The organism is Paenibacillus sp. Y930, from assembly GCF_056786375.1.
On the sequence record NZ_JBXCIX010000003.1, the window covers coordinates 742,706 to 762,505 of the forward strand.

General features: G+C 38.1%; 22 protein-coding genes and 1 pseudogene. 2 read left to right on the forward strand and 21 right to left on the reverse strand.

All coding sequences use genetic code 11. The features are described from left to right. Positions 1-78: 78 nt before the first annotated feature. The 5 genes from AC1TO5_RS12195 to AC1TO5_RS12215 form a co-directional block, all read right to left on the reverse strand. On the reverse strand, positions 79-1,401 hold the full coding sequence (locus AC1TO5_RS12195) for a hemolysin family protein (RefSeq protein ID WP_482063070.1): 1,323 nt from the start codon (positions 1,399-1,401) through the stop codon (positions 79-81). A 299-nt stretch (positions 1,402-1,700) separates the two neighbouring features. Further along, positions 1,701-2,423: a YwaF family protein gene (locus AC1TO5_RS12200; RefSeq protein WP_482063071.1), complete on the reverse strand. Its 723-nt coding sequence runs from the start codon at positions 2,421-2,423 to the stop codon at positions 1,701-1,703. A 199-nt stretch (positions 2,424-2,622) separates the two neighbouring features. Beyond that, positions 2,623-2,979: an MmcQ/YjbR family DNA-binding protein gene (locus AC1TO5_RS12205; RefSeq protein WP_482063072.1), complete on the reverse strand. Its 357-nt coding sequence runs from the start codon at positions 2,977-2,979 to the stop codon at positions 2,623-2,625. Between the two features lie 144 nt (positions 2,980-3,123). Beyond that, a complete protein-coding gene (locus tag AC1TO5_RS12210; protein WP_482063073.1) occupies positions 3,124-3,690 on the reverse strand; it encodes an NADPH-dependent FMN reductase in 567 nt (188 codons plus the stop codon). Between the two features lie 34 nt (positions 3,691-3,724). Continuing rightward, a complete protein-coding gene (locus AC1TO5_RS12215; protein ID WP_482063074.1) occupies positions 3,725-4,780 on the reverse strand; it encodes an LLM class flavin-dependent oxidoreductase in 1,056 nt (351 codons plus the stop codon). A gap of 116 nt (positions 4,781-4,896) precedes the next feature. On the opposite strand from AC1TO5_RS12215, the gene AC1TO5_RS12220 reads away from it, so the two are divergent. Then, the gene (locus AC1TO5_RS12220) at positions 4,897-5,250 is read left to right on the forward strand and encodes a winged helix-turn-helix transcriptional regulator (RefSeq protein ID WP_482063075.1); all 354 of its coding nucleotides are present in this window, start codon (positions 4,897-4,899) and stop codon (positions 5,248-5,250) included. 68 nt (positions 5,251-5,318) lie between these two features. Here AC1TO5_RS12220 and AC1TO5_RS12225 read toward each other — a convergent pair whose 3' ends face one another. From AC1TO5_RS12225 to AC1TO5_RS12260, 8 genes and pseudogenes are all read right to left on the reverse strand, one after another. Further along, a complete protein-coding gene (locus AC1TO5_RS12225; protein WP_482063076.1) occupies positions 5,319-5,774 on the reverse strand; it encodes a hypothetical protein in 456 nt (151 codons plus the stop codon). A gap of 237 nt (positions 5,775-6,011) precedes the next feature. Then, complete coding sequence (locus AC1TO5_RS12230; RefSeq protein WP_482063077.1) at positions 6,012-6,992, reverse strand: M15 family metallopeptidase; 981 nt, start codon at positions 6,990-6,992, stop codon at positions 6,012-6,014. A gap of 98 nt (positions 6,993-7,090) precedes the next feature. Beyond that, positions 7,091-8,101, reverse strand: coding sequence for an anti-sigma factor (locus AC1TO5_RS12235; RefSeq protein ID WP_482063078.1), 1,011 nt, complete (start codon positions 8,099-8,101; stop codon positions 7,091-7,093). After that, positions 8,085-8,441, reverse strand: a pseudogene (locus AC1TO5_RS12240) (sigma-70 family RNA polymerase sigma factor); the annotation flags it as partial. The pseudogene AC1TO5_RS12240 and the gene AC1TO5_RS12235, both read right to left, overlap by 17 nt. Before the next feature lie 18 nt (positions 8,442-8,459). After that, entirely contained in the window at positions 8,460-8,618 is a 159-nt protein-coding gene (locus tag AC1TO5_RS12245; RefSeq protein ID WP_482063079.1) for an RNA polymerase sigma factor, read from the reverse strand. Between the two features lie 142 nt (positions 8,619-8,760). Beyond that, a complete protein-coding gene (locus AC1TO5_RS12250; protein ID WP_482063080.1) occupies positions 8,761-9,636 on the reverse strand; it encodes a glycine betaine ABC transporter substrate-binding protein in 876 nt (291 codons plus the stop codon). A gap of 17 nt (positions 9,637-9,653) precedes the next feature. Beyond that, positions 9,654-10,484, reverse strand: coding sequence for an ABC transporter permease (locus AC1TO5_RS12255; protein WP_482063081.1), 831 nt, complete (start codon positions 10,482-10,484; stop codon positions 9,654-9,656). Next, positions 10,481-11,680, reverse strand: coding sequence for a quaternary amine ABC transporter ATP-binding protein (locus tag AC1TO5_RS12260; RefSeq protein ID WP_482063082.1), 1,200 nt, complete (start codon positions 11,678-11,680; stop codon positions 10,481-10,483). The genes AC1TO5_RS12255 and AC1TO5_RS12260 overlap by 4 nt, the downstream gene beginning before the upstream one ends. Before the next feature lie 265 nt (positions 11,681-11,945). Between AC1TO5_RS12260 and AC1TO5_RS12265 the strand changes: the two genes are divergently transcribed. Beyond that, complete coding sequence (locus AC1TO5_RS12265; protein WP_482063083.1) at positions 11,946-12,503, forward strand: GbsR/MarR family transcriptional regulator; 558 nt, start codon at positions 11,946-11,948, stop codon at positions 12,501-12,503. Positions 12,504-12,612: 109 nt separating this feature from the next. On the opposite strand, the gene AC1TO5_RS12270 is transcribed toward AC1TO5_RS12265, so the two are convergent. The 8 genes from AC1TO5_RS12270 to AC1TO5_RS12305 form a co-directional block, all read right to left on the reverse strand. Beyond that, on the reverse strand, positions 12,613-13,395 hold the full coding sequence (locus AC1TO5_RS12270; protein WP_482063084.1) for an ABC transporter permease: 783 nt from the start codon (positions 13,393-13,395) through the stop codon (positions 12,613-12,615). Then, positions 13,382-14,284 carry an ABC transporter ATP-binding protein gene (locus AC1TO5_RS12275; protein ID WP_482063085.1) on the reverse strand — a complete coding sequence of 301 codons (903 nt, stop codon included), beginning with the start codon at positions 14,282-14,284 and terminating at the stop codon, positions 13,382-13,384. Before AC1TO5_RS12275 ends, AC1TO5_RS12270 begins: the two co-directional genes overlap by 14 nt. Beyond that, a complete protein-coding gene (locus tag AC1TO5_RS12280) occupies positions 14,281-14,481 on the reverse strand; it encodes a PLD nuclease N-terminal domain-containing protein (protein WP_482063086.1) in 201 nt (66 codons plus the stop codon). Before AC1TO5_RS12280 ends, AC1TO5_RS12275 begins: the two co-directional genes overlap by 4 nt. A 78-nt stretch (positions 14,482-14,559) precedes the next feature. Further along, positions 14,560-15,666, reverse strand: a complete 1,107-nt coding sequence (locus AC1TO5_RS12285; protein ID WP_482063087.1) for a helix-turn-helix domain-containing protein — start codon at positions 15,664-15,666, stop codon at positions 14,560-14,562. A 225-nt stretch (positions 15,667-15,891) separates the two neighbouring features. Then, the gene (locus tag AC1TO5_RS12290; protein ID WP_482063088.1) at positions 15,892-17,430 is read right to left on the reverse strand and encodes an AMP-binding protein; all 1,539 of its coding nucleotides are present in this window, start codon (positions 17,428-17,430) and stop codon (positions 15,892-15,894) included. Beyond that, positions 17,427-18,278, reverse strand: coding sequence for an SDR family NAD(P)-dependent oxidoreductase (locus AC1TO5_RS12295; protein WP_482063089.1), 852 nt, complete (start codon positions 18,276-18,278; stop codon positions 17,427-17,429). Before AC1TO5_RS12295 ends, AC1TO5_RS12290 begins: the two co-directional genes overlap by 4 nt. Before the next feature lie 30 nt (positions 18,279-18,308). Next, complete coding sequence (locus AC1TO5_RS12300; RefSeq protein ID WP_482063090.1) at positions 18,309-19,013, reverse strand: AAA family ATPase; 705 nt, start codon at positions 19,011-19,013, stop codon at positions 18,309-18,311. 61 nt (positions 19,014-19,074) lie between these two features. Continuing rightward, on the reverse strand, positions 19,075-19,635 hold the full coding sequence (locus AC1TO5_RS12305; RefSeq protein ID WP_482063091.1) for a GNAT family N-acetyltransferase: 561 nt from the start codon (positions 19,633-19,635) through the stop codon (positions 19,075-19,077). Positions 19,636-19,800 lie beyond the last annotated feature (165 nt).

The following is a 19,800-nucleotide window of genomic DNA, read 5'->3' on the forward strand; positions in this document are numbered from 1 at the left end:
ACTGCATGACAGTACTCAATCCTTTCGTCCTCTTCACGCTATTCAACTAATTTATAATGTGCAAATGCATTACTTACGCTATTCAGCTAACACTTCTATCGCTTCTAGTGCTGGTTGCTTCTTCACCTCGATGAACTGAAGAACGAGACCTTTCTGCTGTTTAATCGAGAATTCATAACCCTCATGAGCAATGATCATCTCTTTCTCAAGATCAGCATTTTGCGTGTAGATCCATCCACCTAGCGTATCTACATTGTCATTCTCCAATGGTATCCCCAACAATTCAGCTACCTCGTGCAGTAATACTTTGGAATCTATAATATAGTGACCGTCATCTACTATACGAATATGAGAAACTTCATCACCATCAAATTCATCTCTTATTTCTCCGACTAATTCTTCAATAATATCCTCAATCGTAACCAACCCTGAAGTACCACCATATTCGTCGACTAAAATTGCCATCGTAATACGTTCTTTCTGCATTTTTTGCAGAACTTCTTTAATTGGCTTCGTTTCAATAACGTTGATAACTGGATTAATAAAGTGGGCTAATTCATAGACAATAGCTGGGTTATTCAATCGTTGAATAAGTAAATCTTTAATATTAAAGTAACCGATAATATTGTCACGATCACCTTCAAATACAGGGTAACGTGTATATTTTTCTTGGGAAACTCGCTTTAATACAGCTTCATACGGCGTATTTACATTAAAACCAACAATTTCTGTTCGTGGAATCATAATTTGACGTGCTAATGTATCATCAAATTCAAATACATTATTAACAAAATTCATCTCACTATTGTTAATTTCACCTGTCTTATTACTTTCAGCGATTAATAATCGAATTTCTTCTTGCGTATGAGAAGCCTCATGCTCACTTGCTGGTTTCAAGCCAAATATACCGATAAGGATACGTGCAGAGCCGTTCAAGAACCAGATAAACGGGAACAATATTTTATAGAATATCATTATTGGTCTAGCGAATAATAGCGTTACTGCCTCTGCCTTCTGAATAGCTACCGTCTTAGGAGCCAGTTCTCCGACAACTACATGTAAAAAGGTAGCCATCATAAAAGCAGTACCAATAGTGAATACATGAATTAAATTCGTTGGAATGCCAAGTGCTTCAAACGCCGGATGCAGTATAAATGAAAATGTAGATTCTCCGACCATACCAATACCTAATGCTGTAACGGTAATACCTAATTGACAAGCCGATAAATATTCATCCAAGTGCGCAACGACATGCTTAGCAGACGTCGCACCTTTCTTGCCTTCGGCAACTAGCTGATCAATCCTCGAATGTCTAACCTTTACAATGGCAAATTCGGTTGCCACAAAAAATGCCGTAAATATAATAAGCACCGTAAATATAATAATGTTAATTAGTGTCAATTCTTCGCCTTACTATAATAGTAAGACTCCACCTCCTACAATATGATGATCCTACTTGCTTCATTCGATCATATTGCAGATGACATATGTTACTTAAGGAATAAACGTAATGGGTATTGCATATATCCCTAGCAAATAGTCAATGCTCATATCGAAATCATACGTTATGTTACATATCCCATTACTATTTGCTAGCTTGATGCCATATAGCTTATCCTTCCCATTACCCACCCTCCCCATCTTTTGTTAATCATTCAACATTGTTGTTGATATACTCATTTAATACGTATAAATTGACTTCATCGTTTCATCATTCTTTTTCTTGCTCTAGACCATATACTACATAAGCTCCATATACCATATTGAATTAGCCATACGCTAAGCAATACGAGTATAAGCCCTACGATATATCTACTCTCACCAAATAGCTGCTGAATACTCATTAACGGAGAGTTATTGATCGGCCAGTTCAAAAACATATAGTTCGTATCGTACATTTTGTTGAAGTAATATACAGGTGGAATAGTTATGATGAGAAATAATACAACTTTCCATATTCTACGAATGTTAGGTGTTATTTCTCCAGTAGCTAGTAGCATGATTGGGTACGTTAAGATAAGTGCGTGATAGACAAAAGAATGGATATGAAGAAAACTCATCACAGGCTCATTCGCCCACCCTGGAAATAATAGTGCAATGAAAGCACCAGGTATCGTCAGGCTGAATAGTATTTCAGAGATGGTCGTATTTTTGCGATAGGCATGTAATAAAATAAGAAAAATCGCGAAACCACATAAATGAATTGGGAGATAGAACAACAGATTCCGCCCAGTAGCTAACACAACGATAACTTTACAAATTTCAGCAATGAGCAATGTATAGCCAATGCCTTTGCGAATCCACTCTCTTTGTAATGCTGAACTTCGAGAATAAATGATAGTGATCAATATGTTTATAATTACGATAGTAATAAGCCAACTAAGATGCACAGAATCGAATACTTCAAAACCCTTTTTCATCATTCACCTCTAATACGCTTAATAATTTATTGCACCCTTGTAAATATTCTATAGTATTTTAGTGTTAATTAGTATCATTTCTCGAGATTAGCAAGACACTCTGAGTACAAATCGTTGTTCCAAAAGCCTCCTACAACAATTAGCATGCCAGCTAATTACTGTAGTGAAGCTCAATGTCCGTTGCCATTCCATTACTAAGTCTCTAGCCAGAAATCTCTTGCTTCATCTTTTTCGTTAGCTTGTCGAATACTAGCTCATAAGCATGTTTGATTAAGCTGCCCATCATCTCGGATGATACGTCAGCATCAAAGTATATCGAGTTCCAATGGGCCTTATTCATGTAGTAGCCAGGAATTACTCCCGCTACCGTTTCCCTTAACGTTTCTGCACGTTCAGGATCACATTTCATCGTAATAATAGAAGTTCCCTTCGCATCTGTTCCTATCATTGCAAACATCTTTCCGCCAATAAAATATCGATCTGCTTGCCATTCCACTTGATAGTCATATGTAACTCCGGGATGTGCTTGGCACATCAGTTGAAGCCCTTCTTTGTTCATGCTACTGCTCCTCTCAATTCAACTGTACAAAGACTATAAATTCAAGCTCAGAATAATAATAAATCATCCTAACAAAACAACCACTATTTACGCTAATTTTAGCATATATAGTGGTTGTTTTCATGTCTTATACTACTCTAATTGTTAGAAGTCATATTGATCTTCTTGCTGTTTTCTAATAAGTTTGTACGTAGCTGTAAGATTAACCGTATCTTCCACTAGTCGTTCCATTCGAAGGAACACATCATCATTAACTATTTCTTTCTTAACATAGTCTTGATCTTCTATAAAAACATACGTCTGCACAATTTGTGCCTTCATATAAGCTAGTATCGGCTTAAGTTGTTGTTCAGCTACTAAATAGTGTTTAGATGATCCTGCTGTAACGAAAAAGCTTATTACTTTATCACGAAAAGCATTAATCGGCAGTAGATCAAAAATGTTTTTCAATGTAGCTGGAAGGGAAGCTTGGAAAATCGGTGTACCAATCAAAATAGTATCTGCATCCATCAATGCCTTCGTAACAAACGCTGTATCTCCCTCATACTCCAAATAATTACGTCCGTCGCTAAATTGCACATTGTAATCTGCCAAATCAATAAGCGTCCATTCTGCGTCTGGATATTTTGCGCGAAGTGTTTTTTCAAAAACAAGCATTGCCGTTTTTGTTTTCGAGCCTACGATAGAACCAGACAATCCGACTATTTTCATCGTAATACCTCCTATTGGATTGTATATTTTCAGATTATTGTTTTGTGTATTTTCTTATAGCAGGTAAAATTTCTGATGCAATGAGTTCAAGGTTTTTCACGAGTAATGGGAAGGGAACGCCACCAAAGTCCATCTGTGCCATATAACGCTGATGTCCAAACAATTCATACTGATATAGGATCTTCTCAATAATTTGCTGCGGGCTACCAACCATTAATGCATCTCGAACATCTTGTGCTTGAGCAAAATGTTGCTTAGAGAAACCATGTCCATTTACTAATTGCAAACCAAGATTAACACCCGGATATGCTTCGCGCATCGCCACTTGTGAATCTTTGTCTGTAAAGAATAGTCCTGTCGTTGCAACTGGGAACTCTGCCGGGTCAAATCCAGATTCACTTAAAGATTTCCGATAAGCATCAACTGCAATCTTAAAGTTCGATGAAGGTCCACCTAATGTCGCTAGCATCATTGGAACGCCTTGCTTCCCTGCACGAATCGCACTTCCAGGTGCACCACCTACCGCTCTCCATAAAGGCAATGTGTTATGAAGTGGACGCGGTAATACTTCCGCATTTTTTAACGGAGCGCGATACTCGCCTTCCCAATTCACAATTTTATTCTCATTAATAAGCTTTAATAGCTCAAATTTTTCTTCGAATAATCCTTCATAATCCTTCAAATCATATCCAAGTAGTTCAAATAAGCCAACACGTGAAGCTCGTCCAGCTACAATTTCTACACGCCCATTAGAAATAAGATCAATCGTTGAGAAATCCTCGTATACGCGCACTGGATCTGAAGTACTAATAATCGTTGAAGAACTTGTTAATTTTATATGTTTAGTCGCTTGTGCAATCGCACTTAGTACAACGCTATGCGCTTGTGTCGCGAAATATTTTTGATGGCTTTCTCCTACACTAAATACATCTAAACCAAACTCTTCAGCAAGCTTTGCAAGCTCGATAATTTCATCAAGACGTTGCTTTGCTGAGATACGCTCCATCGTTTCTGGATTCGGAATATGATCTCCTAATGTATATAAACCAAATTCAATTCCTTTGCTTCGATCAATACGATATTTTTCCATGTTCCTCTTCCTTTCATCCTGTTATTAGCTCAATTATGCATTATGTATAATTAATTTGATAGTACGCACTTTGAAGTAGTATAGTATACTAAAAGATACTGTAAGGAGAAGATCATATGGAAAAACCAATCGAAGCTTGTAAGGTAGACGATGCATTAGAAATTATTGTTGGTAAATGGAAGCCGAAAATATTATTATTACTTCTCGAACATGGAACTATGCGCTTTAATGAATTACGTCGTCATCTTCCAGGTATTACACAGAAAATGTTGACACAGCAGCTTCGTGATCTAGAGGGAGAATATATCGTACATCGCGAAGTATATGCACAAGTACCGCCCAAGGTTGAGTATTCTATAACAGAGTATGGACGTTCGCTTGATCCGATACTCGATACGATTCATCAATGGGGCTCTGCTCATCTTCTATTCAAAGCTAAGCAAATAGCACAAAAAGTAGCTACTGAGTAATCAGTGCTACTTTTTGTATGGTGCATTTATTCTACTCATTCAATTAATAATTGTACTAAAGTCTAAGATCAATGACTTGCTACATAAGTCTCGATCTCTGTATAGATGTCTACTGGAATTGTATAGTAATACTCTTTACTTCTAATTTCAATCTTTACATACCCTTCAACATCATCTTTACATAACAGCTGAAGCTGGTAATCGTTGAGTTGTACATAATAATTTGGAGCACACTTGAAGTTAGCATCTGATCCACTATTATACTGACTATCAGAGTGGTGATCCCACGCACTAACCTTTAACAGACTAAGTAATTGCTCAATTTCTTCTGGTTCCGTGATCGATGCTGTATTATTCGTTCCTTCAGCTGTATTAATCTCAACTGTAGTAGGAGCGTAGCTAACCATATCACTTAATACAAGTGTAGGTCTATTCATAACAAAGACGAGCATTAAAGCTGCCGTTACTACAATAGTGATCAATAACACTATGGTCAATATACGCTTGTTTTTACTTAGTTTCATTGTAATAGTTTCCTTCCATTCTAAGCCAGCTATTTACCTTGTTGTTACCGAGCGACAATAATACATTACGTCCATTGTATCACTGTTGTCAGCACAGTCCCAAATAAGCGCTTATTGTCAAGAAATCTCCATAGTTTAGCCACTAATGCTCAAATACTTTTGCATGGTGGCAACCGTCCACACTTGCAATCGTTGCTCCATATTAGTTAACTCCATTCGCATCACTCATTATGATTTCTACTGAACATCGAAATCATAATATATGCTGGGATACGGCTCGTTCTTCAATACATAATGCCACCACTCTTTGCTATACGGCTTGAATCCATACTTCACCATAACGTCTTGCAACAATTGGCGATTGGCAGCCTGCTCATCTGTTATAAGCTTCGTCGAGAAATGAGAAATTTCATCCAGCAGATCATAAGGGCTACCCATATCTACTTCCTTCTTAGTATCAGAATAAATTAGCGTCAAATCTACTGTGCTGCCTCGTGAATGTCCTGACTTACTGGATAAATAGCCTGATTTGAACAGAGTCGATTTATCAATATTCGGATAGAAATCTTCCTTCATAGCAATATCATCCGTATCTTTGGACCACGCTAGAAATTGTTGTACTGCTTTGGCTGGACGATACGTATCGTAGATGAGAAGTTGATATCCCATATCCTCTAGCTCATCACTTACTTTCAATAGTGCCTCAGCCATCGCACTTGTGCCAATCGCTAACGGCGCTAAGTAACCATCGATCTGTACTCCAACAAAGTTATAATCACTGTAATAGCGCATCTCAAATTGGGCGGTAGGTACAACTTCATCTAAGTAGACAAAACCTTTTGGTAAATCATCTTGCTTTGCAATGACTTCACTAGTAGCACTATCTTCCTCTGATTTTTCACCGTCAGAGTTTTCTGTATCGATCGTTTCTTCTGTTTCTAGTTCTGAATCTGGATCTGAATTAACATCTAACTTACCGTCTAGTTCTGCCTCTTCTTGACCAGTTAATACTTCCTCAGTAGATTGTTCATCAAGTTGTGGTGGTATACTTTCGTTAGTCTCTTCATTAAGAGTCTCATCAGTTATTATTGGCGTTGGTTCCATTGGCGCAGATAAATCTTCTAGCTCTTTATATGCTGAACAAGAAACAACTATAACACTTAAACAGATAACAATGAGTGCCTTAATATAGTAGACTGTGCTAGTATTTTTCATCATAATTCCTTTTCTGTATGCAGTATTATCGTACTCAAGTTTCTCTTCAATATATCATGTATTCATTCCCCATCGTACCCAATAGAAGATACATTTTTAAGTTATTCTTTAACGTTCCAATTCCACAGCTCAACTTCTCCAAGCTGTTCGCCTTGGATAAAAGTTGCATCCTGTAGCTTCAATAACTCTTTCACTGGTCCAGTCACGACTGCACCGTAAACTATAAATCCATTGTCTTTAAGGTACTTATATTTCTCAGGTAGATGATCAAATCCTAGAACTTGTCGATAATATTTCTCTGGCTTATCTAATAATTTCTCCATATTGGCTAGCATTTTTTTCTCGCTGTCTGCTAATGATTCTGGGGTTATGATCTCACTCCAAGTCATAGAGCTATAACCAACCCCTGACATAAACCCACCTGTTAATCCAACAATTCCGCCCAATGTTATTGATCTAGTGCCAGAACCATAGCTACTCGGTTCATACTCCACAAACTCTCCAGTATAAAGTGGCATCCATACCGTCTCAACATTATAGTCCTTTAGTAAATCTAATAATTGTGCAGCATCCATAAAACTTGTTGTTGAAAATGCTAGTTCTCCTACTGTCCCTTCTGGTAACATCTCTAATGTTTCCCAAACATTCGAATTAGTGTTAGCAATTAATTTTTGATTATTTCGTGGATCTTCTGGTAATGAAAAATGAAGTCTCTTATTCGGTTGCTGATTAGGAAGTGAATATTCTACACTCGATAGGCTACTAAAAAGCCTTTTCGTTACTTCAGCTTCTCCAATAACAATATCCTCATGACCAACACGTTTCAACAAAGGATATGAAAAGGTTTGCGTACCAAATTTCGATATCTTCATATCATCAATTCTAGCAATGTGGCTCCCTTTAACATTAGGCTCTAGCCATTCAACCGCAAGTTGGGTGAAATATTGATTTTCTTCAGCAATTTTTTTTATATCGAGAAAAAGATAAATGGCGGAGCTCCATATCACAAAAACAAAATAGAGCATCAATAAAACACGTACTATTTTCAACGTTAATGTAAATCTAGATTTAAATAATATCTTTCTCTCGAGCTTCTTATTCCACTCTGTCATAATCCCACCCTTTCTGCACTGCGAGCTGAGCTAATCGCTTTCTCGCTCGATGTAACGTCACCTTCACTTGGTCCTCCGTTAGCTGCAAAGCATCCATAATTTCTGCATAACTAAATTGTTCGTACTCCCTAAGATATATAATAGAGCGATAATTTTCAGGTAAATATTGCAATAAATCTTCAAGTTGCTGCGTTAGTTCCTTCTCCAGTAAACTCTCTTCTGGTAATCCATATGGACTTACTGAATCCTCTCTCTTTATAAATGAAGAAAGAATCGGAATTTTTCTAAATCGCTGTTGTTTGCGCCACTCGTCAAGATATACATTTCGTGCTACTTTAAATAGCCAAGCTCGTGCCTCTTAATCCCTGTACGTATGAATATGTATCGTTGCTCTAACGAATGTTTCCTGTGTTAAATCCTCTGCTAAACTTTCAGAACCACATAATTTATATAAATAAAAATAGAGCGCTTTAACATAACGCCTATACAATTTATCCAAAGCATATCGTTTGTTCATAGTGCCCCCTTTCTTCACTATACATTAACACGTTTAATCAACCAAAATGTTACAGTTATTCAAAAAAACAATTAGCCCCATGAAACAAAAATCGTTTCATGGGGCTAATTATATAAATTCTATACGTACTAGATATCAGTTATTACTTAGCAAGCCACTCATTAACACGAGCTTCATTGGCTTCTACCCAATGCTTTGCAGCCTCTTCTGGAGTTGCTCCATCAATGACCTCTACCATAACCTCTGCCATTTCATCTGGCGTCCATTCAAAGTTATTAAGAAGCTCATAAGCATCTGGCTTATCCGTTTCCAAGCCTGTACGAGTCATCGTATGAATTTCCTCTGATTCCCCGAATACACCTTTGGGATCCTCAAGGAATTTCAATTCCATTTTGGCGAACATCCAGTGTGGTGTCCAGCTCGTTACGATAATTGGTTTTTCCGCAGCGTATGCATTTTGCAGCTCCTGAGCCATTGCAGCTGAAGAACTCGCAAGCAGCGTCCAATCTTTGCGTAGATCATACTCATCAAGTACTTTCTCACTAGCCATCATCAGACCAGCACCAGGTTCAATCCCAATAATTTTATGATCAACTAATGAACCGATTGAACCGTCTGTTAGCTCTTCAATGCTAGTAATATCCATATAGGTAGGTACTGCAATTCCAAGCGTTGCACCTTTTAAGTTTGGTCCAAGGTCAACAAGCTTATCTCCGTAACGCTCCATATAATCGGCATGTGTAACTGGCTGCCATGATGCAAGCATTGCGTCAGCACTACCGTCTGAAACTGCGGCAAACATCGGACCTGCGTCAAGCTGAAGCATTTCTACTTTGTAGCCGAGCTTTTGCTCCAAAACTTCCTTCATAACATAAGTACTGGCAATTTCTGAATCCCAAGCAACATAAGCTAATTTAATCTTTTTGTTATCACCAGATTGAGCTCCATTACTACTACATCCTACAAGTAAAGCTACGATCATTACTGCTGCTATCATCCATTTAAAGTTTTTATTCATGTTATTCTCCTTGTAAATCAAGATTTTTTCTTAATCATATGTTGCGTCACTCTGTCTAACAATATTGCCATAATGACTATGACTAGACCGGCCTCGAATCCTACACCTGTTTTCGTTTGCGTGACTGCAGCGAAAACAATGGTACCAATACCTTGTGCACCAATCATTGATGCAATAACGACCATTGAAAGCGAAAGCATAATCGTCTGATTAATCCCCGCCATAATTGTCGGCAGTGCCATCGGCAATTGTAGCTTGAACAATTTTTGAGCGGAAGTTGAACCGAACGCATCCGCTGCTTCAACTAGCTCTTCTGGTACTTGTTGAATACCTAATATAGTTAAGCGAATCGTTGGTGGAATCGCGAAAATAATAGAAGAAATTACTCCTGGAACAACACCAATGGAGAAGAATGTAATCGCAGGCAATAGATAGACAAATGCTGGCATCGTCTGCATGAAATCCAGCAATGGCGTAATTATTTTTTGCATTGTTTTATATTTGGCACTTAATATACCAATGGGTACACCGAGTAAAATGGAAATCAATGCGGCGGTAAGCACAAGTGCTAATGTTTGCATTGCAGGGTCCCAATAGCCAAGATTGACAATAAATAATAAACCAATTAACGCAAAAGTTCCAAGTCTCCACTTAGCAAACCACCATACTAATGCGGTAATGACCACAATAATAATAATCGCAGGTGGTTCACGCAATATAAATTCAAGACCACTTACAACACCACCAATAACGGTTTTCACGAAAGAAAAGAAAAAACCGAAATGTTGCTGCATCCAAGATTCTAATGTTTCAATCCAATTACCTACTGGAATTTTTGGAATGTTCATTGTTGCTCACCTGTCTCTGGAATCATACTACCCGCAAGTGCAGCTAGAACTGCTCCTTTTATTAATATCCCTTTTAACCTACCATCATCTGTAACAACAGCTACAGGCAACCTCGTTCCACCCATAAGCTCGAACAAATCATTCAACAATGTATCCGGGCTAACTTTTGGAAGCTCATGTTGGATAATAGACTCCAGTGATTTACCCTCTTTTACCGCTTGAATCGCATCCTCTGCCGAGATAACTCCGATTAGCTTCATCCCTTTATCAACAATATAAAGGTTGGATACACCTCGGTCTCTCATTGTCTGCAGCGCTACACGTGGACCACGATCAATACTTAACGTTTCTGGTTTGCGCATAATATGAGCAGCTGTAAGTACTTTAGACAAATCGACATCTTCAACAAATCGTTCTACATATTCGTTGGCTGGATTCATAAGAATTTCCTCAGGTGATCCAATCTGGACGATTTGCCCATCTTTCATTAACGCAATCTTGTCGCCAATTCGCAGCGCTTCATCCAAATCATGCGTAATAAAAATAATTGTCTTTTTCATTTGTGTTTGGAGCTCTAATAATTCATCTTGCATATCTTTACGAATTAGTGGATCAAGCGCACTAAAAGCTTCATCCATTAGTAATATTTCAGGATCATTCGCCAAGCCACGGGCCAAGCCTACTCGTTGCTGCATCCCACCAGATAAGGCGTCAGGATAACTATCTGCCCAGCTCATCAACCCGACTAGCTCTAACGTTTTCATTGCCATTTCACGCCGCTCTGCTTTTGGTATGCCCTGAATTTCTAACCCATACTCTACATTTTGAACAATGGTACGATGTGGAAACAGTGCGAATTTCTGAAATACCATGCCCATACTTTTACGTCGGAATTGACGCAATTGCTCCGCATTCATTTTCAAAATGTCCTTATCATTATATAAAACTTCACCTGATGTAGGCTCGATCAATCGATTAAGCAGCCGGACTAACGTAGATTTACCGCTGCCAGACAAACCCATAATGACGAATATTTGTCCTTGCTCTATTTCAAAGCTTGCCTGATTAACGCCAACCGTTAGCTTCGTTTCGCGAAAAATCCGTTCCTTACTCCAGCCCTCATTCAATAATTTAACGGCTCTCTTCGTATCCGCACCGAAGATTTTGGTTAGTTTGTTCACCTTAATTATTGACATCTTATCCCCCTTTATGATCTATCCGATCGCCTTTTTTCTTTTACCATTGTATGGGTTTTGCGTATGCTTGGTCAAAGCCCATATAAGCTAGTAGCGTGCGTACAGTTTTAACTTTACAAACTTTTAGTACAGTTTACTCTGTTTAACATACAAATGGTCTATAATCTGGCACTTTACTTCTAATGAACATAATGCTAAAACTAATTAGTAAGAAGTTGTAGCGTTTCTTATATGTTTATTTTGGTCCGCAGGAGGGCATTTTATTATGAAAGATTTAGAACAGTTGTCAGAAGAGCAACAAGCATACATTAATAAGATCAGACAGCGTGTCATAGAATCTATAGGGAAAAATATGGATTTGTATGGTGTTACACTTTCTATTGGTCATTTGTATGGGAATATGTATTTTAATCGTTCTCCTGTAACTTTGGATGAAATGAGCCAGACTATGGGTATGAGTAAGACATCGATCAGCACTGGGATGCGCACTCTTACAGATTTGAAGATGATTAACAAAGTTTGGGGAAAAGGCTCGCGGAAGGATCTTTATGAGGTTGTTCCAGATTGGCATCAGAACTTTACCGATTATTTTTCTACGAAATGGCGTAAAGCTGTTGAGATCAACTCTTCTGTACTTAAAAAAACTTTAATTGAAATTCAAAATATAAAGCAACAAGAAGCAGATGATGTAGGTTTATGTCAGCTTATTGCGCTCGATGAGGAAAAAATAGTTGATGCATTGAACTATTACAATTGGCTGCTACGCTTAATTGACTCATTCGAAACAGGAGCGATCTTTGATTTTATTCCTAAATCGGAATAAGGGGATAATTCATGAAAAAGAAGCTGACGCAATCTTAACAGCGCCAGCTTCTTTCCTATATTCTATTACCTTTCGCTAAAATGTATAATCACCACGCTTGGAGCACATCTCACACTTTCGTTAATTGCCTATTACGCTTCGTTGCGAAAATTCCAATCACAATGAATATAATCATCAAAACAAAAGTTATCGTTAGCGTCTTCCAGTAATGATTCATATCTACTGTTCCAGTAACAATACCAACGCCATAATTAGCTAGCTTCCAAGGCGTCGAGTGCCAAAATCCGCCAATTATTGAATCAATGACTAACCCAATTGGCAATGCAAAGATAGCCACCGCTAATGCAATACTCGTTTGAAATGCTGCACTTAACGCTACCGTTATGGCCATCACCAATAGTATCCAGACGAAATAAGTACATAGCATCGCAATAAAGTTAGTAGGATTGACTGTCCCATATAGTATAGAAATATAGTACATACTCCCCGCATAACCTAACAATGCGCTTAATATACCGACAATTGAAGCCATAACCCATTTACTCATAAAAATTGCAGTTGCAGAAATAGGGCGTACATAAAGTAATGTTGCAGTACCATTTTGTCGTTCTCTACTAATCGAACCTACAAAGACAGCGACAAGCACAATTAATCCAACGAGCTGAAACTGTCCAGTAGAAGCAACTAATAAGTCTGCTGGCTTAAGCTCGGGAAACATCATCTCAAAGCCTTCAGGCATATTTCCAACAGCAGCCAATATATCACTCATATAATAATTCGTTAAAGGGTCACTTACACCAAGCGATATAAATACGAGTGGGATCCATATTAGCTTGAAGCTACGCAAGCAATCTAGAAATTCTTTTTTCAACAGCGTATTAAATTGCCTCACTCGTACCAGCCACCTTCATAAAGATTTGATCTAAGCTAGCTACTACACGCTCTACTTTAACAATATCCGCTTGGAGAGCAAGTAGGTGTTGCATTATAGTTGTAATGGAAGGAAACTGCTCACTAACATCGACATATACATATACACCTTGTCGCTCAATATTTCTATTCGTACTATTACAGAACGTAGCAGCCGACTGTTCACTCGCAAACTGTATCATATATTTGGACTCTGCATATTTTTGCTGAATATCTATTAGAGTGCCTTGCTCAACGAGCTTACCCTCCTTCAAAAACAGCACCTGGTCCGTCATTTTTTCTGCGTCATGCAATATATGAGTAGAATATAATATCGTCGTTTCCTGCTGCAATTCCTTTAATAGGTCCATAACTTCTTGTCTACCAATAGGGTCGAGTGCCGATACCGGTTCATCTAATAAGAGAAGCTTCGGTTCATGCACAATTGCTTGAGCAATCCCTAATCGTTGCTTCATTCCACCTGAAAATGTCGATGTTTTTTTGTGAATAACTTTACCAAGTCCAACATATTCCAATGTCTTCATACTGCGAGATCTAATTTCTTTCGCTGCTACTCCACTTAGATTAGCCACCATCTCCACATATTCAAGTGCAGTCAACCACGGATAAAACTGTGGGTATTGTGGTAGAAATCCGATCGCTTCACGAATATCAGCATAATTTTCAATGAATACTTTCCCACTAGTGGGATGCAATAGTCCTGTAATCATTGACATCGTCGTAGTTTTACCCGCTCCATTCGGACCAATAAGCGCCGTTGAAGTGAACGGCTCTATCGTAAAGCTCACATTATTCACTACAGTGTTGCTTCCATAATTTTTGGTGAGATTGTCAACTCGAAGTAAACTCATACTTGTCTTCTCCCCACGATAAAGTAAATAATTGAACCGAATAAACCACTCACAAGAATGGCCACTAACCATAACCATTTCGGTCCATTCGTCGCATGGATTCTCAGTAAATCAATAAGCGCAACGATCTGCAGTATAAGTTGAATTCCAATGATCGGGGCAATCAGTGCCCAGGGAATATCGGCAAGTTCTTGCATATTAACCCCTCCTAAAACTTTTTATATCTTCTTGATGCCGATTAACCTGCCTGCTTCACTTCGTTATCAAAGTCTGTCTTATAGTTGTAAATGATGCTTCAAATTAGCGACTATAGCTGTAAATTCTTTATCGTCTTTCAAACTATCGAACATAGGTTGATTACTTACACTGCCAAGCAAATCTCTCTTGATCGACATATCGTCACGAGGTGCTTGCGACCCTATGGTAATGTCTCGAGCAATCCAGTCGTCCAGCAAGTAGTAATATTCATCCCCACGAAGCGAGATTGGAAATACAATGTCACAACATATCCGATAATATTTTCGCAACATCTCTAACGCTTTTTCATTTTTTTGCTGCATAACGTAACCCATTGCCGCCTTCAAATAAAACACTAATCCCGCATTTTCATTTAATGCAGATACTTGAAATACGTCGAGCATTGCCTCAATCCGATGAACGGTTTCATCAAAGTGGCTACTATTATTCGTTTCCATTAATAAACTTTCCGTTGCACTTGAAATAGTACCTAGCATATATTGATACATACTTACTTGTATAATTTCTTTCGCCTTTTCAGCTTGCCCAGTCATACCTAGAGCCGTAGCAATCAACTGCTCCTTACCATAATAAAGACTAACCTCATCACCCAAAGCACGAAGCACTTCCTCAGGTTTACCTGTAAGTAACATGACATAAGCCTTTATCATTTCTGCTTCAAATGCAAGTTTGTAATTTGCACTTAACGAAATCACTCGATCACATAACAGCAACACTCGATCTAATACATCCTCTTTATTTGATGATATCGTATAATAATTCAAATATAGCTGAGCCATTTGTAGCACAAATGGAAAACATGCGTAGTATTCTGATAGTAACTTTTCTATTTCTTGCTGAACCTGCTCGAAGGGCTGCTCGCCAAATTGTTTCGCAAGCTTTGCATATAATTTCTGGGTATGCTCTTTCGTCATTTGAGGGTCGTAGCCTAGTAAAGCATCAATTGAAATATTGAAATATGTCGCTAGCTTTGGTAACAGCGTAATGTCTGGATAGCTTAATCCTTGCTCCCATTTTGAAACTGCTGCTTTAGATACTCCGACATATTGAGCTAATTGTTGCTGCGTAACAGCCATTTCTTTTCTTCTTTGTACCAAAATACTAGAGAATTGAAAATTTTGCATGGTTTCCCTCCTTCTATTTCAATATTAATCCAATACTTGAAGGAATACTAACGAGTATTTGTGTATATTGGTGGTCTAAATCAACCATTGGTTTACTTTTAGTGTGTTAAATACGAGTTCTATTTGATCTTTCTTCATTTTCATACAAATAAAGCCTATCACGCAATCAATCAACATATGACCGCAAATAGACTTTTCTTCACATCGATATATAATATACCTCATCTATATTTTCAATTGCTTCTTATCTAATTTCCCTATAGCCGTATACGGCATTTCATTAACAAAGATAATTTCTTTCGGCATCTGAAAACGTGCTAATCTAGGGCGTAACCAACCATGTAACTCCTCTGTTGTCATTTCAGTGTAAGGGATCAACTGAACATATGCCCGCAATCGTTGTCCAAAGTGTTTGTCTCTTACGCCAATTACTGCTGCAGCATCAACTTCGGGATGTGTAAGCAATATCCGCTCTACTTCATATGGATAGACGTTCTCTCCACCAGAAACAATCATACTATCTACTCTGCCGCATAAATAGTAGTATCCTCTCTCATCTCGGTAACCTAGATCACCCGTCTCTATCCAAGTTGTAGTTCTGCTTTTGCCATTACATTTGTTTCGAACACATAATTGACCTATGCTGCCTACTACTACTTCCCTTTTATGTTCATCTAAAATCTTCAATTGAACTCCCTCAATTTTTCGACCTATCGTACGTGGAGAAGTTCTCAGATCATCCGGCTGAGCGATAACTGTTAAGCCCGCTTCCGAAGTACCGTATAGATTATATAATACATTGCCTAATTGACTAAGCGTTGCTTGGATGAGCTTTGGATTGAGCTCTGCACTGCCTGATGCTATACAAGTAAGAGACTTTAGAGCGTCACTGTTGGTCATCAGCATTTTATGTAACATTAATGGAACAATGGATACGACTTGAACTTGATGTTCCCTGATTAGTTCGCATGCTTTCTCCGCATTGAATCTACACTGAATAACAACCTTCTTCCCAATAGCGCCAAATAGCAGCAGTATAGCTATACCATAGCCATGAAAAATAGGTGTAGCAATATAAACGGTATTATAATTAATAATTTTCAATCGAGATAATAAAGCCGCAAAAGGGTCTAAATAATTGAATAAGGAAGGCTTATGCATAGCCTCCTTGGCATTCCCCGTCGTTCCACCAGTTAATATAACAAGCTTTCCTGAACTAGTACGGTAACGTTGCTTCTGTCCATATTCCGTTGTAGATAATAAATTATTAATTGCAGGATAGACGTCATTGTAACTTAATAATTTGGCTTTCTTGTATGTAGATTGTTCAATGATTAGGCTTAGTTCATGGTCATAGATAAGCAGGTCAAAATCTTTATGATCCAATAGATTATGAAGCTGCTCCTTACTAAATTCTGTATTGAGCAAATATAGATCAGCACCAGAATATGAAACGGCATAGATCGCTTTCACCAATGAAGTATGATTTCTACACATAATCCCGACTTTTTTGCCTTTTGCAAGCTGAAAATGTTCTCTCATAGCGAACGAAAGCCTGCTGGATTGTGTGAATAATTGATGATACGTTAATGTCTCTTGCTCATCGGCAATAGCAATTTTTTCACCATAAGTTTTAGCTGAAAAAGAGAGCAGCGCCATTAGATTCACACCGTATTTATTAATATTGGAAAATAAACGAAAAATCGATATAGGAGAGACGAGTTTGATCTTATACAATACATAAAACAATTTATATATTCTCATTTCTTATCTCCATTATTCTTAATCATCATTGGAATGAAGTATTCCCACCATCTTCCAAGCAGGATAGAGGCAAGCTGTCCAAAGATTAACCACCATGGTTTGTATGTCTTCTTCTTTGTATACATACTGCTGCAGATGATCGCTGCCGCATGTTGTGGAGACATTGCGGGAGACTTTTCATAAGAAACGGTTGGTACAATCATAGGTGTTCTAACTAAGGGAAGATAGATTGAGGTGGTCATAATACCACTGTTGTTAAGTTCTGGAGCAGCAGACCGTAGCCAGATATCAAAAGCAGCTTTCGATGATTGATATGCCGCCCAATGGGGTAAAGGGTATAATAATGTATTTATCGTGGAAATATTAATGATTTGCCCTTGTTTTTGTTCTAAAAGTGGTTGAATAGCTAGAATAAGCTCCACTGGAGCAAAATAGTTGATCGCCATCGTACGAGTAAAATCATGGAATCGGTTCAATGATTGCAGTATCGGTCGTCTAATCGAATGTCCTGCATTACTAATGAAGAAATCAAGCCCGTTTGTAAGTTGATGTAGAAACGATATTACCCGCTCCCTGTCCTCATCCATTCGTAGATCAGCAGGGACAGCTGTTACCGTCGCCTCGTTCATTTCAATTTTTTTCTTCATAGATAGCAGCTTTTCTTCACGTCTAGCTATTAGTATTAGATGAACCTGTATATCAGCTAACATATAAGCAAGTTGTTCGCCAATTCCAGAACTTGCCCCTGTTATAAGAATCGTTTTCCCTTCTAATTCTCGTTTTAGCTTCTGCCGATTAAGAGTTGTTCGTGGAAACATGATATGTTCAATAAAACTATAGCTATGCATATAGACTCCTTTCGAACCGAAGGAAAGAATTTAGTCACTAAATACTTCGCTTAATACTTTCTCTCTATTTTCAAGAAAACGTCTAGTAATAATATAGTGCAATGTATCTTCATAGCGAATATTCGTTACCGGTTGCGCATCAAAATTCAATATTTGTGCATTGGGATATCCAAGTAATATCGGAGAATGCGTAGCAATAATAAACTGAGCATCATTCTCCATCTCTTTAATAATTCGTAGTAATGCCAACTGTCTTGCCGGCGACAGGGCCGCCTCTGGCTCATCCAGTATATAAAGCGCCTGTTTACCAAACCGATGGCTGAAAAGAGACAGAAATGCTTCCCCATGTGATTGTTCATGTAAGGAGCGACCACCATAATGACGCAAACTTGCTGGCATTGTATCAAGATGTGAAGCGAAATGGTAGAACGTTTCAGCTCGCATGAAAAATCCATTTGTAACTTTAGGCATCCATGATAATCGCATATGATCACCTAAGACGGAGTGTGAGGCATCAACCTCATAATTATTATTTTTGCTTCCACCCGCCGTATTGAAACCACACTGATAGGCCATTGCTTCAAGAATTGTTGACTTCCCTGATCCATTTTCGCCAACTAGGAAAGTTACATTTTTTTCAAACTTAAGTGATACCAAACTTTTTATCGCTGGAATGTTAAAAGGATAGTTATTGATACCGGTTTTATTAATAATTTCAAGGCTATGTAAAAACATATGATCACCTCTTGGTTACATTTAAAGTTGCATTAATAGTTGCATCCTGTGAGATCGACTATTACAGCTCTTTTTGCATCGTTACATGAGGGATGTTTTCTTCTAAAAACACGTCTGATATAACGGAGTAGCCTAGTTTTTCATAAAAGGGCTGTGCATGTACTTGCGCACCTAATCTCACGCTACTGAATTGCTTTTCGCGTGCTATCGTTTCCAATGCTTCCATAATGCATGTCCCTACACCCATACCTCTTACTCGTTGCAGTGTACATACACGTTGGATTTTACCGATACCATCTTGATTGCTAATTCTGCCAGTACCAACTGCCGCTCCTTCATGCAGGACAAGAATATGTGTACACTTTGCAGAAAGTTCATCATAGTGATCTTTCTCAATCTCAACATCTACACCTTGTTCATCCACAAATACTTTGATTCTAATAGCAAGTGCTTCATTCAATTGTTCAATCGTTTCTACTTTAATCCAATTCATCGTCGATTCCTCTATCTCTAGCTTCATATTCGATGCCGAATAATCTTCCTGCATCACTTCGTTATCAAAGTCCGCTTTCTGAACTTCCTCTTCTAGTTTAACACAGATAATATGTCTTTCCTTATCCAATCTAGACTATCTATTTGGCTCCATTTATAGAGGCTAGGACAAAAGGTTTTTAACTAATGAAAAAACCGAACTATTATGCAGTGCACCCCAATTGTTAGACACAGTCTAACAATTGGAGGTGCATTTTTTTATGGCCAAATTTAGTCGAGAAGATAAATTAGATGC

Excerpts from the sequence above, each read along its gene's own strand:
- AC1TO5_RS12200 (WP_482063071.1), bottom strand. The coding sequence starts at position 2,423 with ATGATGAAAAAGGGTTTTGAAGTATTCGATTCTGTGCATCTTAGTTGG.
- AC1TO5_RS12205 (WP_482063072.1), bottom strand. The coding sequence starts at position 2,979 with ATGAACAAAGAAGGGCTTCAACTGATGTGCCAAGCACATCCCGGAGTT.
- AC1TO5_RS12210 (WP_482063073.1), bottom strand. The coding sequence starts at position 3,690 with ATGAAAATAGTCGGATTGTCTGGTTCTATCGTAGGCTCGAAAACAAAA.
- AC1TO5_RS12215 (WP_482063074.1), bottom strand. The coding sequence starts at position 4,780 with ATGGAAAAATATCGTATTGATCGAAGCAAAGGAATTGAATTTGGTTTA.
- AC1TO5_RS12220 (WP_482063075.1), top strand. The coding sequence starts at position 4,897 with ATGGAAAAACCAATCGAAGCTTGTAAGGTAGACGATGCATTAGAAATT.
- AC1TO5_RS12225 (WP_482063076.1), bottom strand. The coding sequence starts at position 5,774 with ATGAAACTAAGTAAAAACAAGCGTATATTGACCATAGTGTTATTGATC.
- AC1TO5_RS12230 (WP_482063077.1), bottom strand. The coding sequence starts at position 6,992 with ATGATGAAAAATACTAGCACAGTCTACTATATTAAGGCACTCATTGTT.
- AC1TO5_RS12235 (WP_482063078.1), bottom strand. The coding sequence starts at position 8,101 with ATGACAGAGTGGAATAAGAAGCTCGAGAGAAAGATATTATTTAAATCT.
- AC1TO5_RS12245 (WP_482063079.1), bottom strand. The coding sequence starts at position 8,618 with ATGAACAAACGATATGCTTTGGATAAATTGTATAGGCGTTATGTTAAA.
- AC1TO5_RS12250 (WP_482063080.1), bottom strand. The coding sequence starts at position 9,636 with ATGAATAAAAACTTTAAATGGATGATAGCAGCAGTAATGATCGTAGCT.
- AC1TO5_RS12255 (WP_482063081.1), bottom strand. The coding sequence starts at position 10,484 with ATGAACATTCCAAAAATTCCAGTAGGTAATTGGATTGAAACATTAGAA.
- AC1TO5_RS12260 (WP_482063082.1), bottom strand. The coding sequence starts at position 11,680 with ATGTCAATAATTAAGGTGAACAAACTAACCAAAATCTTCGGTGCGGAT.
- AC1TO5_RS12265 (WP_482063083.1), top strand. The coding sequence starts at position 11,946 with ATGAAAGATTTAGAACAGTTGTCAGAAGAGCAACAAGCATACATTAAT.
- AC1TO5_RS12275 (WP_482063085.1), bottom strand. The coding sequence starts at position 14,284 with ATGAGTTTACTTCGAGTTGACAATCTCACCAAAAATTATGGAAGCAAC.
- AC1TO5_RS12280 (WP_482063086.1), bottom strand. The coding sequence starts at position 14,481 with ATGCAAGAACTTGCCGATATTCCCTGGGCACTGATTGCCCCGATCATT.
- AC1TO5_RS12285 (WP_482063087.1), bottom strand. The coding sequence starts at position 15,666 with ATGCAAAATTTTCAATTCTCTAGTATTTTGGTACAAAGAAGAAAAGAA.
- AC1TO5_RS12290 (WP_482063088.1), bottom strand. The coding sequence starts at position 17,430 with ATGAGAATATATAAATTGTTTTATGTATTGTATAAGATCAAACTCGTC.
- AC1TO5_RS12295 (WP_482063089.1), bottom strand. The coding sequence starts at position 18,278 with ATGCATAGCTATAGTTTTATTGAACATATCATGTTTCCACGAACAACT.
- AC1TO5_RS12300 (WP_482063090.1), bottom strand. The coding sequence starts at position 19,013 with ATGTTTTTACATAGCCTTGAAATTATTAATAAAACCGGTATCAATAAC.